Below are 15141 nucleotides of genomic sequence, written 5' to 3'. Positions count from 1 at the left end.
ATGCAGCTGGCCCTGCTACCGCAAGAGCTGTCCCCACAGACGGTGCTTTTGCAGCTGCAGGGCCGTCGCGGCGCCGTCAACGGCATCACCGCCCGCGACCTGGTGCAGCAGATCACTTCACGTACCAGCACCGCCGACGAGCGCCGCCTGCGCCAGATCATCGAGCAGCTGCGGCGCGAGGGACACCCGATCTGCGCCCACCCGGCTCACGGCTACCACCTGGCCGCCAGTGCGGCCGAACTGGATCGCGCCTGCACCTTCCTGGTCGGGCGCGCCATGACCTCCCTGGAGCAGGTCAGCGCGATGAAGCGCGTTGCGCTCCCGGATCTGTACGGACAACTCGGGCTGGACAAGCCCGCTACCGACGAGGAATCCAACCATGAACCATGAACGCAATTCCGACGTGCTGTATGCCGCCGCCAACACGGCACGCGAGCTGGAGAACAGCGGCATCGAGATCCTGGGCCTGCACAGCAATGGCCGTCGCGCGGTGCTGATTCTGGACCGCCCTCCCACGATGGTGGGTGGCCACCTCAAGCGCCGCCAGCCCAACGGCAGCGGCGGGCAGGACCGCGTGATGGCCGCTGAGTACCAGGGCGTGCAGCTGGAGTGGACCCAGCGTCCTCCGATGCTGCGGGAGGTGGCTCATGGCTGAGCGCGGCCAGTTCCTGGTGGTCCCTGCTGAGTGGGTGGGTGGCGACACCTTCACCGACTCGGACAAGGCGATCGAAGACGCCCAGGCCCGCAGCAAGGTCGACGGCAAGCACCGCGCGGTGGTTTGCGTGGTCGCTCGCACTACGCCCAGCCCTGCACCGGTCATCGTGCTGACGCGTACGGAAGCCGGCATCACGCAGCCGCAGGTTGTTCAGCCATGAGCGCCGTCCCCAGCCCCGCGCTGCAGCATGCTATCGCCCTGTCGCTGGGCGGCAGCGTGGTCCGGTCTGACGACCTGATCGACCGGGTGATGGAGCACGGCTTCCAGTATCGCGGCTACGTGTCCAACGCGGTCGCCAAGGCGGTGCGATGCGGAATGATCCTGCGCGTTGGCGAAGGGCCGGCCCGCAACTACCGCCTCAACCCCGACTGGAAGATCGACCCGACGGCGTTGGCCGCCGCGCAGGCACAGCGCGTGCGTGGTACCCGGCCAGGGACGACAGGGACGCAGAAGGCCCAATCTGCTGCTGGCGGCTACAAAGGCCCCGCTTTCGACAAAGGCCCCCTGACGCCGTCCATCGGCACCGTATGCCAGTCCCAGGAGGATCTGGAAGGTGAGTTGCCGCCTTACCTCGGTGGCCGCCTGGTCGATTCGCTGCACAACCACTTCGATCGCATCTTCGGCGGGGTGGAGTGATGGCACGTACAGGCCGTCAGCGCTACGACCACTTGCGCGCGATGCGCTTTGCACTGTGGGCCCGTACACAGAACCCGCGCCAGCTCACCCCACAGCGCATTTCCGGCCTGCTCGGCATCTCGCTGGATGCCGCCCGCCGCTGGCGCGCCGACTGGTTCACCGCCAACAGCCCTATCCATGTCGAAGGCGTCCCGGACGTCCTTCGGCCCACTCAACCGTTTGTCACCCCCGCCGCCCAAGGAGGCGCCCAATGACCCCATCCATTCCCGAAGGCTACCGCGAGGACCGTAATGGTCGGTTGGTGCCCGAGGCACAGATCAAACCGATCGATCTGACGCGTGACCAGCTGGTGCAGGAGAAGATCCAGCGCGCCCTGGAGCTGCGCGAAGCCCTGCGCACCTTCAAAGCGGATACGTTCACCGATATCGGCGCGTTCGTGCAGCTCAGCGGCGAGCAGTACGGCGCCAAGATCGGCGGCGACAAGGGCAACGTCAGCCTGTATTCCTACGATGGCCGCTTCAAGATCCTGCGCGCCTGCCAGGACACCATCCAGTTCGATGAGCGCCTGCAGGCTGCCAAGGCCCTCATCGATGAGTGCCTGAACGACTGGACCGAAGGCTCACGCGCCGAGCTGCGCACCCTGGTCAACAGCGCCTTCAAGGTGGGCCAGGACGGCAGCATCAAGACGGCAGAGGTGCTGTCACTGCGCCGGCTGCAGTTCGATGACGCCCGCTGGCAGCGGGCAATGACCGCGATCAGTGATGCGGTGACGGTGGTGGGCAGCAAGACCTACGTGCGCTTCTACGAGCGCGATGCACGGGGTCAGTACCAGCCGATTTCCCTCGATGTGGCGGGGGTCTGACATGCCCAAGATCCGAGACACCTGCACCTTCCGCTTCGACGGCGTTCGCGGTGCACTGAATGCCAACACCCTGGTGCTGGCAGTGGCGATCGCCGACCAGGCTGCGCGTGCGAACGTGGAGATCCATGCTCCGTCCATTGAGCTGGACGGCGTGCGCGGCTACGACTCGACTTGCGGCTCTGTAAGCGGGCCAGTTCGCGGCAGCGTCCAACTGGCCTTGCAGTACATCGAGGCCCGAGGCGACGGGTTTCCCTGGCGACTGAAGCGCCACATTTCGCAGCCGACCCTGCTGTTCTTCGAGGAGCGTACCGACGTTGAGGTGGCCACCTCCGGCCCGCGCAACGCGTGCGTCAACTGCGACATGCCCACCGGCTTGGCGGAATCGCCGATGTGCGGTCCGTGCGCCCAGCGGGCGGTAGGTGCGATGGCGTCTACCACGGCTGACGCGATCCGGCGCATGGACGGGCTCGACTTCGTGTGTGGCCTGCGCGACCCGCAGACGAAGCGGAACGTGGCCACGGCCATTGCTCGCCAGGTTGGGCATGGCATGGCCGAGAAGTGCGAAGCCCAAGCCGAAGCGGCCCTCAACGCCATTCTCGAGCTGCTGCTCCACCCGCCGGTGCTGGTCTTGCAGCGCAGTGGCCCAATCAACCTCCTGGGGGTGCACTCGTGATCGCGTACTGCTGGGCCAATGGCCAGATCGGGTTCGGCACGAGTGTGCCGGACGGTGCGATTTTCATCGCAGAAGGAAGCGGCGCACAGCTGCGCAAGGTGATCAGCGTCGCAGCCAGGCACGGAAAGGGACTGCTGCAGGGGATGCTGCTTGTACCGGGCGTGCCAGAGGCGCAGACGCAGCGGGAAAAGGGTGACGCACTGGGCCTCTGGTTGGCGTGGTGTTCCCAGCATCCGCGCCGCCTGCGTTGGGGTGCAATGAGCGCCGCCAACGGTGGCACCAACTCAGAGGAGAACCGCCATGTTCGTGCGTAACCTGGTGCTGTTCCGCTTCCCAACCAGCACCGACTTCTCCGAAGTGGAGACGGTGCTGCCGTATGGCGTGCTGGAGCCGGTCGGCCCTCTGGAAATGAACTCTCGCGGCTTCATTTCCCCCTTCGGCCGCGAGGAGCAGGAGCACCTGTCCTGCCGGCAGGGCGACTTCCTTTGGCTGACCGTGGGCGGCGAGGACAAGATCCTGCCCGGCGCGGTGGTCAACCGTGCGCTGGAGAGTCGTCTTCAGGTCATGGAACAGGAACAGGGGCGTCGACCGGGTGGCCGTGAGCGCAAGCGCATGAAGGACGACGTCCTGCACGAGCTACTGCCCAAGGCCTTCGTCAAGAACAGCCGCCACGACGCTATTCTGGACCTTGCCAACGGCTATGTGGCCGTGGACACCTCCAGCCGCAAGGTGGCTGAGGCCTTCGTGTCCGATATTCGCGGCCTGCTCGGCAGCTTCCCGGCGATGCCGCTGAATGCCGAAGTCGCGCCGCGCTCGGTCCTGACCGGGTGGATCGCTGGCGAGCCTCTGCCGGAAGGCCTGTCCCTTGGCGAGTCCGCCGAGTTGCGTGATCCGGTCGAGGGTGGCGCCAAGGTGCGCTGCAGCGACCAGGAACTGCGCAGCGACGAGATCGACAAGCACCTGGATGCCGGCAAGCAGGTCACCAAGCTGGCCCTGGTGCTGGAGGACGCGCTGTCCTTCGAGCTGGGCGATGACCTGGTGTTGCGCAAGCTGAAGTTCCTGGACGGCGCGCTCTCCCAACTGGAGCAGGCCGATGCCGACGGCCGCCGCGCCGAGTTCGACGCCCGCTTTGCCCTGCAGAGCGGCGAGATCCGTCGCCTGTTCCTGATGCTGGAACAAGCCTTCCAGCTCTCTGGCCGGGAGGGTTGATCGATGACCCGTGATCAAGCTTTGCGGAAGATCCAGGCATGTCTCCGCCTGGCGGCCTCATCCAATGCCACCGAGGCGGCGACGGCACTGCGCCAGGCTCGGGCGCTGATGGACCGCTATGGCCTCACCGAGTCGGACGCGGCCACCAGTGAAATCGGCGATACCGAGGCCGCAACCGGCTTTCGTGGTGGTGATCTGCCCCAGTCGTTGATTGCCCTGGCCGCCTTGGTTGCCGATGGCTATAGGTGCCGCGTGATCGGCAATCGCCAGCGTGGGATGTCCTTCAAGGAAGAGCAGTTCATCTGGCAGGGCCGTACCACGCTCCGCTTCTTCGGTGCTGGTGCCGATCCTCAGATCGCCGCATATGCCTTCACCGTGCTGCGCCGCCAGTTGCAGCGCGACAAGGCCCGTCACGTTGCACGCGTTCGTAAGTTGGCGAATCGCCAGCGCCGCGCAGAAGAGTTTGCACTCGGCTGGGTGGCTGCGATCTACCGACTGTTCCCGCGTGCAGAGCTGCCGGAAGGGCGCCGTGAGTCTATCGACGCAGCGGTGAGCCTTCGTTGCGGCGAAGTTGAGGTCAGCACCGGCAAGCAAATCAAAGGTGGGCGGTCCAAAGCCGACGATTACGCCAGCGGCTATGACGCAGGGCGGCAGGCCAAGCTCAACCAAGGCCTGGAGGAAGGTCAGAAGAAGCTGGAGACGACCGGTGGCTACTGAACGAAGGGCTCCCCTTACCAAGAAGTCCCAGATCGCCGACGTCCTGACGGCTGGCGGCCGCATCGTGGCCGGATCCCGAGCCGGCCTGCTGCGGCTTCTGGATCAGTCCGGCCTGGAGGTTCCGGCGTGGCAGATCGCCCTCCGAGCCGCCCAGGCCGCAAGGAGCAAGGCATGACCCGCGCTCGCAAGGCCGGCGACGGCCGTAACCGGGTACTGGCCGCGATCCACGCCGGTGCCAAGAAGCTCAGCCTCTGCGAGGACGTCTACCGTGACCTGGTCGAGCGTGTATCCAGGGAGCATGGCGTTGCCCAGCGCAGCGCCGGCAAGTGCGATCGCCGGCAGCTCGATGCGATCGCCAATGAGTTGCGCCGCCTGGGTGGCATCCCCGCCAAGGCAGCGTATGCGGCCAAGCGCTGGGCCGGTCGTCCCAAGGGCGACCTGTCCCCGCAGCTGTCCAAGATCGAGGCGCTGCTGGCCGATTCGGGGCGCGAGTGGGAATATGCACATTCGGTGGCCCGCCACATGTTCAAGGTAGGACGCCTGGAATGGTGCAACCCGGATCAGCTGTCCAAAGTGATTGCCGCTCTTCAGATCGACGCCAATCGCCGTGCCCGGCGGGAGGCTCCTTCGGCATGAGGTCGATGGAGGCCCGCCGTAACGCGCTGTTGGACAATGCTGCTGAGGCGGCGGCCAAAGCTGCGCGGAAGTTCGGCCTCGATGACGATGCAGCCGAGCATATCGGAGCGGTAGTGGCCGATATGTTGGCCGAGAACTGGGGTGGCCAAACGATCTACTTTCCTCAGGATGCAGCCTTTAAGCTCACCCCTCGCGAGCGTGAGATACTCGAGGCCCAACGAACGGGCACAACGATCCCTGCCCTGGCGAAGCAGTACAGGATGTCCGAACAGGGCATTCGCAAATTGCTGGCTAGAGCCATCCTTCGGGATCGGAACCTGAACCAGATGAACCTGTTCCTCAACTCCCCTTGATTGCACCTTCCGAGAGAAGCTATGCCCAGACCGCCCAAAATGGCCACGTTGCCACCTGAAATTCTGGCCGAGGCACACGAAAGGTTGCGGAAGAACGGGTATTCCCAGTCTGTCGAGCTTTCCAAATGGCTGGCCGACCTCGGATTCTCGATCAGCAAGACGGCTATCAATGACTACTCCCAGCAACTTCGTACGCTTGATGCTGAGGGTGGGGGTGTCATCGCCACGATGATGCAGCGCCGCCGACAATCCGGGGCTTTGAACAGCAGCAAGATCGGTCTACTGGTCGAACTTGGCCAGCTGAGGGTCCGTGAGCATCAGATCCTCGCCGAGCTCGCGGCCTTGGAACGAGCAGGCGACTGATTGCACCAGGCGCAATCAGTCGCCGACGTAAGCGAGCGGTAGTCCCGCTTTGTCCGGGATAGTCCCGCATTTATCACGCCAGCGGCCCCCATATATCCCACCCCTGCACACGCTTGATGCTGTAAGCCTTCATCCCCTGCTCTCTCCTGCAAGAATTGAATGGTGTGGAGTGCGATGTGTCGCGCTAGCGTTGCCTGGCTGGCAGTACCCGCCACTGGAAGTCGTAGTTCCATTGGTCGAAGTACAGGTTGCCGCCAGCCCACTCGGCCTCGCCGCGCTGCGAGTCGACCGTTTCCGAGCGGAAGTGCTGCTTGGCCGGCACCAGGGCCTGGCCGAAATCGTCGTTGAAGGCGATGCGGTAGCCGTCGAGGCCACCCAGGTAGAAATCGCGCAGGGCCGGCACGTCGCTGGCCAGTGCGCCGGTGGTCACGTCCATCGGCAGCCATCCATACGGCGCCAGGTAGACCTGCCCCCAGTCATGCAGGTTGTTGTAACCACTGCCATCGTCGGAGAACACCATGCCCGACTGCCAGCGTGCGGGAATGCCGTTCAGGCGCAGCAGCGCGATCAACAGCAGGGTCTGCTGCCCACAGTCGGCATGCCCGGCATGCAGCGCGTAATCGCTGATGTTGCTGATCGTGGAGTATTCGCGCGCACCGGCCCATGGAATGCGATCCACGGCAGCAAACAGCTTGCGCACCACTTCATACGGGCGGGTTTCCCCCTGCAGCACCTGGTCGGAGAACAGCTTCAGCGCCGGCGTGAAGCGCACGTGCGGCAGCTGCTCGGCCAGGTAGGGTTTCAGTGCCGGATCGGCCGGTGTCGGCTGCACCTTGGCCGGATCGATCGCGGTATGCCGGGCCAGGATCGTGACCGCATAGCGGACCTCGAAGCGGGTCGGCTGCCCGGCCACCGCTTTGGCTTCCAGATAGGCGGTACGCTGCAGGGTGCTGGCTGGTGCCACGCGCGCCTTGCCCGGGGTGCTGCCCAGCCACTGCACCTGCTCCTGCTGGCCGGGTATCTCGCGCGGGTACGGAATCCAGGCGCGTACGGTCTCGCCGGCCGGCACCGCATCGGCTTTCACCGTGAGCGACTGGGTGAATTCAATGCGCTGCGGCAGTACCGACGCCTGGCCACTTTGTTCCGCTGCGGCAAGCACGCGTGCGTGGTGCGCGTTGAGCACCTCGTTTGGGCCCGGCGCCGGCATCGGTGCATCCGCGCGGCGGCGCGCACGTGCCTCGTCGCTGAGCAGGAACAGGTTCAACGGTGCGCGCTTGAAGTACCAGCGCGTGCCATCGATGTCGAGGTGTTCGATCAGTCCAAGCTGGTCCCAGCGTGCGAATTCCTCGTCGGTCAGGTCGGGAATCCAGCGGCGCACGGCAGACTTGGCGGCGGCTTCGTCGAGGGAAAAATCCAGGCGGATGCGGCGCATGCGCTCTTCCTGGAACGCGATGTCGTCGAAACTGACGCCAGGCTCCGCCGCGTCCGCAGCCGACCAGGTGTTCAGTTCGCTGCCGGCTTCGGAGAACCGTCCCGCGTCGATCATCTGCACGACCCGCGCAAACTGGATGGCCGAGGGTGGCGGCTCCGCTCCCGCCGACCACGCCCACAGCAGCAGCGCGGCACACAGGCCGGCAGTGGCAGGCAGACGTGGTTTGCGAACGGCAGGATCCACAGCGACACTTCCCCAGCGCGGGTGGTAACGGCTGTGTAACACGGGCCGGGATGCCGGTCAATAATTTATTCTTGCTTTCGATGCCAAAAGGAATAAATATTCCAACAGGCATTCGAGGAGGGTGTGCAGCGCATGATCCTGGCTTCCCGCGAACGGCATCGGCATTGGCCACGCCGCTTGACCCTGGCCCTGTGCCTGCTGGCCGCACCGGCCTTTGCACAGGCGGCCCCGCCGCCCGACCCGGGCGCGCCGCTGCCCTATGTGATCGGCCTGCACGAGGCCTACCTCACCCCGCAGTACTGGACCGCGCGCCTGGACAACGCAGACGTGCCGATCCTGGACCGCAGCCAGATCGAGGCACAGAACGCACGGATGCGGTCACAGGACAGCCACATCCAGGACATCGCCGCACTGCCCGAGCAGCTTGATGCGGCGGCGGTGCGCGCCAGCATCACCTCGCTGTCGAGCTGGCCCACCCGCACTCTGTACAACGACAAGGGCCAGGCCGTTGCGCCGGCACTGCGCAGCGCGACCGAAGCCAATCTGGGCCTACAGTCCATTCCCGCGCAGACGACACCGCAATACGGGCTGGTGGTGAAGCGCGCTGCACTGCGCACCTTCCCCACCCGCGAGCGCGTCTTCAGCAGCGTCGGTGACATCGACATCGATCGCTTCCAGGAATCGGCGCTGTTCCCCGGCGACAAGGTCGCCGTGGTCCATCGTAGCGCCGACGGCCGCTGGCTGTTCGTGCACAGCGAGCGCTACAGCGCATGGATCGAGGCCGATGCCATCGCCAGCGGCGACAAAGCCACCGTGCTCGGCTACGGCGCGAAGGGACCGTACCGGATCGTCACCGGCGCCACCGCACAGACCGCCTACACCCCGGAAGAACCGCGCGTCTCGCGCCTGCAGCTGGACATGGGCGTGCGCTTGCCGGTGCTGGCCGACTGGCCGGCGTCAGAGCCGGTGAACGGCCAGCAGGCACATGCGTCGTGGGTGGTGCAGCTGCCGGTACGCGAGGCCGATGGTCGATTGAAGCTGGTACCAGCGCTGTTGCCGCGCTCGCAGGACACCGCCGCCGACTATCTGCCGCTGACCCCACGCCTGCTGCTGCAGCAGGCCTTCAAGTTCCTCGGCGAGCGCTACGGTTGGGGCCACGACTACGACACCCGCGACTGCAGCGGTTTCGTTTCCGAGATCTACCGCAGCTTCGGCGTGCTGCTGCCGCGCAATACCAGCGCGCAGGCGGTCAGCCCGGCGCTGGACCGCGTGCCATTCACCGGCAAGGACGGCAAGGCCGTGCGCGACCGCGCCGTCACCGACCTGCAGGTGGGTGACCTGGTCTACATCCCCGGCCACGTGATGATGGCCATCGGCCACGTCGACGGCCGCACCTGGGTGATCCACGATACGGCGGGCGGCAGCTGGTTCGGTGCTGACGGCAAGCGTGTGCAGGCCCACCTCAATGGTGTTTCGGTCACCCCGCTTGAGCCGATGATGGCCAGCGACAGCGTCCGCTACATCGACCGCATCACCAACATCCAACGCCTGCGTGCCAAGACCCCCTGAATGAAGATCACTGCCATCGAACTGGGCATGCTGCGCGTGCCGCTGAAAACACCGTTCAAGACCGCCCTGCGCACGGTGGAAACCGTGGAAGACGTAGTGGTGCTGATCCGCACCGACACCGGCCACACCGGCTACGGCGAAGCGCCGGCCACCGCGGTGATCACCGGTGATACCCACGGCTCGATCATCGAGGCGATCCGTCACTTCATCGCGCCGCGCCTGATCGGCCAGGACGTGGCCAACCTCAATCGCCTGTGCGGTCTGGTGCAGACCGCGATGGAGCGCAACACCAGCGCCAAGGCGGCGGTGGAGATCGCGCTGTACGACCTGTGGGCACAGCTGCATGGCGCGCCGCTGTACCAGATGCTGGGTGGCGGCGACCCGGTGATCACCACCGACATCACCATCAGCGTGGACTACATCGACAAGATGGTGGCCGATTCGCTGTCGGCGATCGAGCGCGGCTTCGAGTCGCTGAAAATCAAGGTCGGCAAGGACATCGGTCTGGACATCGAACGGGTCAAGGCGATCCACGCCGCCGTGGAAGGCCGCGCCCTGCTTCGGCTGGACGCCAACCAGGGCTGGACGGCCAAGCAGGCGGTGCATGCCATGCGCACGCTGGAGGAAGCGGGCGTGGTGCTCGAGCTGCTGGAGCAGCCGGTGAAGGCCGCCGACATCAGTGGCCTGAAGTACGTGACCGACCGCGTCAACACGCCGGTGATGGCCGACGAAAGCGTGTTCAGCCCGAGCCAGGTGATGGACCTGATCCAGCAGCGCGCGGCCGACATCATCAACATCAAGCTGATGAAGACCGGCGGCCTGTCCAACGCGATCCGCATTGCCGACATCGCCGGCATCTACGGCGTGCCGTGCATGATCGGCTGCATGATCGAATCCAGCATCAGCGTGGCTGCGGCCGTGCACCTCGCGGTGGCCAAGAGCGATGTGATCACCAAGGTCGACCTCGACGGCCCCTCGCTGGGCCAGTTCGACCCGGTCAGTGGCGGCGTGCACTTCAACGAATCGGAGATCAGCATCAGCGACGTGCCGGGGCTGGGCATCACCGAAGTGCGCGGGCTGGAGATGCTGGGGTGACCCGCGCAGTCGAGCATGGCTCGACTCTACAAGGGCCGTGCTTATCTGATGCCTGGTCGGGCGTTACTTTTCTTTCTGCGGAAAGAAAAGTAACCAAAAGAAACGCTCCGCCAGCCGCGAGCCGACGTGCTGCGCACGTCGGTGCCCTGCGCTCCTCGGTCCGTCAAGGGACGGCGCGGAACTCGCTGCGCTCAGACACCCGCGCCTCTTCGCCCTCGCAGGACCTGCGGTGCTCGGCTCGCTACAAGGCGGACTCAACGTCCAAAGCAACAGCTGCACCCAGTAAATCCATGCCACGCGTGGATGCACCTTCTCTTGCTTCTGCCCTACCCCGTAACCCCTTCGCGGCTGGCACGCGCGCGATGTGTCCGAGGTCGGGCGGGTGGGGTTTGCAGGGGTGTCCGCGCCATGGGCCCGAGGCATGCCTCGGGCGGGTTGGGCAGGACGCCCAACCCCGGTCTTGCCGTTTGCGCAGGACAGCGCAAACGAGCAAGCGCGGCCAAGCCTCCATGGACGGATTCACGGCGTCCCCTGCAAACCCCACCCGCCCGACCCACTCCATGACACGCTCTACGCGACCAACCGCAATGCGCCTACACATGCCCGGACTCCCCGCATGCCGCCCCTGCTGAAGATCCGTTCCGAGCGCGGGCAGATGTCGGCCATCGAGCGTCGCATCGCCGACTTCATTCTCGACAACGCACACCTGCTGCGCGACTACTCGTCCCAACAGCTGGCCAGCGCGCTGGGCATCAGCCAGTCCAGCGTGGTGAAGTTCAGCCAGAAGCTCGGCTTCAAGGGCTACCCGGACCTGAAGTACTCGATCGGCCAGGATGTGGCTCGCGCCGGTGCCGATCCACAACAGGCGCCCAGCGAACCGGACAGCGGTGACGACTACCTGCGCCTCGGCGAGGCCCTGCGCCGCAGCAAGGCACAGGCCGAGGAGGAAACCCGCCAGGCCAATCCACGCGGGGAAATCGAGCGCATCGTGCAGCTGATCGACGGCGCGCCGAAGCTGTTCGTGTACGGCCTGGGTGACGACGGCCTGTACGCGCGTGAGTTCGCCATGCGATTGTCGCTGCTCGGCCTGCTGGTGGTGCCGCATACCGACCCGATCCTGATGCTGGCCAACCTGTCGGCCGCGCGCCCCGGCGATGCGCTGCTGGTGTTCTCCGAGTTCGGCAACCTGCCCCAGCTTTCGCAGCTGTCGCGCCAGTTCCAGGACATGGGTGGCAAGGTGATTTCCATCACCCGCCACACCGCCAACCCGCTGCGCGCGCATGCTGATGCAACACTGGTGGTGTGTGCGCACGACCGCACGCCGCAGGTCGCGCAGCTGCTGTACCGTAGCGCCATGCACGCGCTGCTCGATTTCCTGTTCGTGCTGCTCTGCCACGCCAATCCGGATCGCCAGCAGCAGCTCGCGGTGAACCTGGAGCGGATCGACCACCTGCTGGATTCCTGACCGGAGCGCACGTTGATGAAATCGCTGGTCCGCCTCGCTACCGCTGCGCTGCTGCTTGCTGCAGCGGTGTCCGTATACGCGGCGCCGCTGGATGGTGCGCGCCAGCTGATCGTGGTCACCAGCGATGGCTGGGACAGCACCGAGGGCCAGCTGCAGGCCTATGTGCGCGATGGCAAGGGCTGGCACGCGCATGGACAGGCGTTCCCGGTGGCGCTCGGCCGTACCGGCAGCGCCTGGGGCCTGGGCCTGCATCCGGCACAGGCCGACGGCCCGCAGAAGCAGGAAGGCGATGGCCGCAGCCCGGCCGGCGTGTTCGCGCTCGGCAGCGCCTTCGGCTATGCCATCACCCGCCCCGGCACCGCGATGGCCTACCAGCCCATGCTTGAAAGCAGCTACTGCATGGATGTGTCCGGCTCTCCGTTCTACAACCGCATCGTGGATGAAAAGAAGGTCGGCAGCGCCGCGGTCAAGGGCTCCACCGAGCCGATGCGGCTGGACCTTCACAACCAGGGCGACGTGCGCTACCAGGAAGGCTTCGTGATTGCCCATAACCCGGACAACCAGCCCGGCAAGGGCAGCTGCATCTTCGCCCATCTGTGGCGCGCCCGGTGAGGCCACGGCTGGCTGCACCGCCATGCCGCAGCCACGCATGCAGGCGCTGCTGGACTGGTTGCGCCCGCAGGATATGCCGCGCTTCGTGCTGCTGCCGCGCGCCGAGTACAAGCGCCTGCAGGCACAGTGGCAGCTGCCCGCACTGAGCGGAGACGCCCGTTGAGCGCGCAGGACGAACCGCAGCTGCAGCGCGCGGTCAGCCGCTGGCAGATCGTCGGCCTGTCGATCAACGATGTGATCGGCAGCGGCATCTACCTGCTGCCGGCCGCCACCGTCGCCCTGCTCGGCCCCTTCAGCCTGTGGGGCGTGGTCGCCGCCGGCATCGTCGTTGCCCTGCTGGTGCTGTGCTACGCGCAGGCCGCCAGCTACTTCGATGAACCCGGTGGCAGCTACCTGTATGCCCGTGAGGCGTTCGGGCGATTCGCCGGGTTCGAGATCGGCTGGATGATCTGGTTGACCCGCATCAGCTCGGCGGCCGCATTGAGCAATGCACTGGCCGATGCGGTCGCGCGCTTCTGGCCGTGGGCCGGCGCCGGCATGGGCCGCATCGCGGTGATCGTGGTGTCGCTGGGCTTCCTCACCGGCGTCAACATCATCGGCGTGCGCTCGGCCGCGCGCACCGGCGTGGTGCTGGTGATCGGCAAGATGCTGCCGCTGCTGCTGTTCGTGGCCATCGGTGCGTTCTACATCGATCCGCAACTGGCCTTCTCCGGCCAGCGCCCGGACCCGCATGACCTGCAGCGCATGGGCGAAGCCGCCTTGCTGCTGCTGTACGCCTACGCCGGCTTCGAGAACATTCCGGCGGCCGCCGGCGAGTACCGTAATCCGCGCCGCGATATTCCATTCGCCCTGATCACCATGATCATCACCGTCACCGTCATCTACGGCGCGGTGCAGGTGGTGGCGCAGGGCACGCTGGCCGGCCTGGCCAGCTCGGCCACGCCGCTGGCCGATGCCGCCGCCGGCTTCGGTGGCGAGGCACTGGCGCTGATCCTGACCATCGGCGCGACCATCTCCATCCTCGGCACCAACAGCAACACGATGATGATGGGCCCGCGCTTCCTGTTCGCGCTGGCCCGCGATGGCTACGGCCCGAAGATCCTGGCCCAGGTGCATCCGCGCTTTTACACGCCGGCCGCGTCGATCCTGTGCCAGGGTCTGATCGCACTCGGCCTGGCCCTGTCGGGTTCGTTCGTGCAGCTGGCGCTGCTGTCGATGACCACGCGCCTGTTCGCCTACATCGGTACCGCCGCGGCAGTGCTGGTACTGGCCAAGCGCTATGCCGACCGCCCCGGTGCATTGAAGCTGCCGGGCGGCCCGCTTATTCCGGTGCTGGCGCTGCTGCTGTGCGTTGCGCTGTTCGCCAGTGCCAGCTGGCAGAACATCGCCGCCGCGCTGGTGGCGTTCGCCATTGGTGCAGTGATCTACAAACTGCCGCGAAAAGATGCCGACGCCGGATGACCGATAGCGCCGGGCCATGCCCGGCGGATTGATCTGGTGATCACGCTGCCGGACCGGGCCGTTAACCGCCACGCAGGCATGATCAGGCTTCGTCCACAACGGAGCCTTCCATGACCGAGTACCAGATTCCCGGCCGCGTACCGGACGACAGCACACCGCGCGATGCGGTCAGTAACTACTGGCGCGAACGCTACACGGCCGAGCCGTACTACGACGACCAGCTGTTCTTCGAGGACTACGAGCCGGCCTACCGCATCGGCCACGCCGCACGTGCGCAGGACGTGATCCGCGCCTACGAGGAAGTGGAACGCGAGCTGGAATCACGCTGGGCCAGTGAACGAGGCAAGAGCCGGCTGGAGTGGGCGCAGGCACGCAGTGCCGTTCGCCGTGGCTGGGAGGAAGCGCGGCAGGTGGAACCGCGCCTGGCACGCGGCCCCTGACGGATCCGATATGCGGCAACGCCGGGCATGGCCCGGCGCTACCGTTGCTGCATCACTCCTGTTCCGGCAGCGGCGGCACGGCCGTGCTGCGCTTGCTCTCACCGCCACCGGCGGCGATCAGGTCGCGGGTGTTCTTCTGCACCGCCACCGCACCGAACAGCGACAGCGCGAAGGCCATGCCGTAGAAGCCCTTCTCGCTCAGCACCAGGGTGGCGTTCCACAGGCCAACCAGCAGCAACAACAGCGCAGACAGCAATGCGAACCAGCACAGCGCGTAATACAGGCCACTCACCGGGATTCCCTCGACACGGTCACGCACGCTCTTCTGCAGCGACACCGCCGCGAACAGGCCGAACAGCAGCAGGGTCAGGTAGTAGCCCTTTTCGTTGAGCGCCATCGTGGCGTTGAACAGACCGATCAGGTAGGCCGCCGCACCCAGCAGCAGGGCCACCCATGAGGCGGCGATGAAGGCGGTGGAGGGCTTGTGGGGCATGGCAGTGTTCATTGCAGATCCTTGGCAGGCAGACGGGCACGCTTTGCCCGGGCGTGCCCACCCTAGACGATCCCGCCGCGCTCGCACAGGGGTCGCAGGACCTTCGGGCCACGACGCTCACGACGCCAGTGGTATACAAGGGACAGCCCGGCCATCCGCATCCCCGC

At 66.1% G+C, this 15141-nt stretch carries 20 protein-coding genes and 1 pseudogene; 19 read left to right on the top strand and 2 right to left on the bottom strand.

The features are described from left to right. The 13 genes from ACZK2V_RS02090 to ACZK2V_RS02030 all read left to right on the top strand — a co-directional run bounded on the left by ACZK2V_RS02090 (position 1) and on the right by ACZK2V_RS02030 (position 6164). Positions 1-390 carry a hypothetical protein gene (locus tag ACZK2V_RS02090; protein WP_024957596.1) on the top strand — a complete coding sequence of 130 codons (390 nt, stop codon included), beginning with the start codon at positions 1-3 and terminating at the stop codon, positions 388-390. Beyond that, positions 380-655, top strand: coding sequence for a hypothetical protein (locus tag ACZK2V_RS02085; RefSeq protein ID WP_040006676.1), 276 nt, complete (start codon positions 380-382; stop codon positions 653-655). The genes ACZK2V_RS02090 and ACZK2V_RS02085 overlap by 11 nt, the downstream gene beginning before the upstream one ends. Continuing rightward, positions 648-875: a hypothetical protein gene (locus ACZK2V_RS02080; protein ID WP_008265784.1), complete on the top strand. Its 228-nt coding sequence runs from the start codon at positions 648-650 to the stop codon at positions 873-875. The genes ACZK2V_RS02085 and ACZK2V_RS02080 overlap by 8 nt, the downstream gene beginning before the upstream one ends. After that, entirely contained in the window at positions 872-1351 is a 480-nt protein-coding gene (locus ACZK2V_RS02075) for a hypothetical protein (protein WP_057503395.1), read from the top strand. Before ACZK2V_RS02080 ends, ACZK2V_RS02075 begins: the two co-directional genes overlap by 4 nt. Next, entirely contained in the window at positions 1351-1605 is a 255-nt protein-coding gene (locus ACZK2V_RS02070) for a hypothetical protein (protein ID WP_057503396.1), read from the top strand. Before ACZK2V_RS02075 ends, ACZK2V_RS02070 begins: the two co-directional genes overlap by 1 nt. Next, entirely contained in the window at positions 1602-2213 is a 612-nt protein-coding gene (locus tag ACZK2V_RS02065; RefSeq protein ID WP_057503397.1) for a DUF3164 family protein, read from the top strand. Before ACZK2V_RS02070 ends, ACZK2V_RS02065 begins: the two co-directional genes overlap by 4 nt. 82 nt (positions 2214-2295) lie before the next feature. Beyond that, positions 2296-2886: a hypothetical protein gene (locus ACZK2V_RS02060; protein ID WP_486322908.1), complete on the top strand. Its 591-nt coding sequence runs from the start codon at positions 2296-2298 to the stop codon at positions 2884-2886. Continuing rightward, positions 2883-3200, top strand: coding sequence for a hypothetical protein (locus ACZK2V_RS02055; protein WP_064968336.1), 318 nt, complete (start codon positions 2883-2885; stop codon positions 3198-3200). The genes ACZK2V_RS02060 and ACZK2V_RS02055 overlap by 4 nt, the downstream gene beginning before the upstream one ends. Continuing rightward, positions 3187-4095 carry a recombination-associated protein RdgC gene (locus tag ACZK2V_RS02050; protein WP_057503399.1) on the top strand — a complete coding sequence of 303 codons (909 nt, stop codon included), beginning with the start codon at positions 3187-3189 and terminating at the stop codon, positions 4093-4095. Before ACZK2V_RS02055 ends, ACZK2V_RS02050 begins: the two co-directional genes overlap by 14 nt. Before the next feature lie 3 nt (positions 4096-4098). After that, on the top strand, positions 4099-4812 hold the full coding sequence (locus tag ACZK2V_RS02045) for a DUF2786 domain-containing protein (protein WP_082587862.1): 714 nt from the start codon (positions 4099-4101) through the stop codon (positions 4810-4812). Positions 4813-4983: 171 nt separating this feature from the next. Next, positions 4984-5448, top strand: a complete 465-nt coding sequence (locus ACZK2V_RS02040; RefSeq protein ID WP_057503402.1) for a regulatory protein GemA — start codon at positions 4984-4986, stop codon at positions 5446-5448. A gap of 5 nt (positions 5449-5453) precedes the next feature. Then, on the top strand, positions 5454-5801 hold the full coding sequence (locus ACZK2V_RS02035) for a Mor transcription activator family protein (RefSeq protein ID WP_057503403.1): 348 nt from the start codon (positions 5454-5456) through the stop codon (positions 5799-5801). A gap of 39 nt (positions 5802-5840) precedes the next feature. Then, positions 5841-6164: a phage protein Gp27 family protein gene (locus tag ACZK2V_RS02030; RefSeq protein ID WP_057503404.1), complete on the top strand. Its 324-nt coding sequence runs from the start codon at positions 5841-5843 to the stop codon at positions 6162-6164. A 184-nt stretch (positions 6165-6348) separates the two neighbouring features. On the opposite strand, the gene ACZK2V_RS02025 is transcribed toward ACZK2V_RS02030, so the two are convergent. Continuing rightward, a complete protein-coding gene (locus ACZK2V_RS02025) occupies positions 6349-7839 on the bottom strand; it encodes a transglutaminase-like domain-containing protein (RefSeq protein WP_049400066.1) in 1491 nt (496 codons plus the stop codon). Between the two features lie 132 nt (positions 7840-7971). Here ACZK2V_RS02025 and ACZK2V_RS02020 point away from each other — a divergent pair, with 132 nt between their 5' ends. The 6 genes and pseudogenes from ACZK2V_RS02020 to ACZK2V_RS01995 all read left to right on the top strand — a co-directional run bounded on the left by ACZK2V_RS02020 (position 7972) and on the right by ACZK2V_RS01995 (position 14481). After that, entirely contained in the window at positions 7972-9408 is a 1437-nt protein-coding gene (locus ACZK2V_RS02020) for a C40 family peptidase (protein ID WP_049421210.1), read from the top strand. Next, on the top strand, positions 9409-10503 hold the full coding sequence (locus ACZK2V_RS02015) for a dipeptide epimerase (protein WP_032130035.1): 1095 nt from the start codon (positions 9409-9411) through the stop codon (positions 10501-10503). It begins immediately after the preceding gene. Positions 10504-11119: 616 nt separating this feature from the next. After that, positions 11120-11968 (top strand): MurR/RpiR family transcriptional regulator, encoded by an 849-nt coding sequence (locus ACZK2V_RS02010; RefSeq protein WP_049461891.1) that lies wholly within the window; start codon positions 11120-11122, stop codon positions 11966-11968. A gap of 15 nt (positions 11969-11983) precedes the next feature. Then, positions 11984-12743 (top strand): annotated as a pseudogene (locus tag ACZK2V_RS02005) (L,D-transpeptidase family protein). Then, a complete protein-coding gene (locus ACZK2V_RS02000; RefSeq protein WP_049461893.1) occupies positions 12740-14041 on the top strand; it encodes an APC family permease in 1302 nt (433 codons plus the stop codon). Before ACZK2V_RS02005 ends, ACZK2V_RS02000 begins: the two are co-directional and overlap by 4 nt. 110 nt (positions 14042-14151) lie before the next feature. After that, on the top strand, positions 14152-14481 hold the full coding sequence (locus ACZK2V_RS01995) for a hypothetical protein (RefSeq protein WP_049461894.1): 330 nt from the start codon (positions 14152-14154) through the stop codon (positions 14479-14481). Between the two features lie 52 nt (positions 14482-14533). Here ACZK2V_RS01995 and yiaA read toward each other — a convergent pair whose 3' ends face one another. Beyond that, entirely contained in the window at positions 14534-14986 is a 453-nt protein-coding gene (gene yiaA / locus ACZK2V_RS01990) for an inner membrane protein YiaA (RefSeq protein ID WP_049461895.1), read from the bottom strand. Positions 14987-15141 lie beyond the last annotated feature (155 nt).

It is taken from the genome of Stenotrophomonas sp. 93052_Sma (assembly GCF_056481145.1).
The sequence above is the reverse complement of the archived record's forward strand: the minus strand, read 5'-3'. Positions and strand labels throughout refer to the sequence as shown.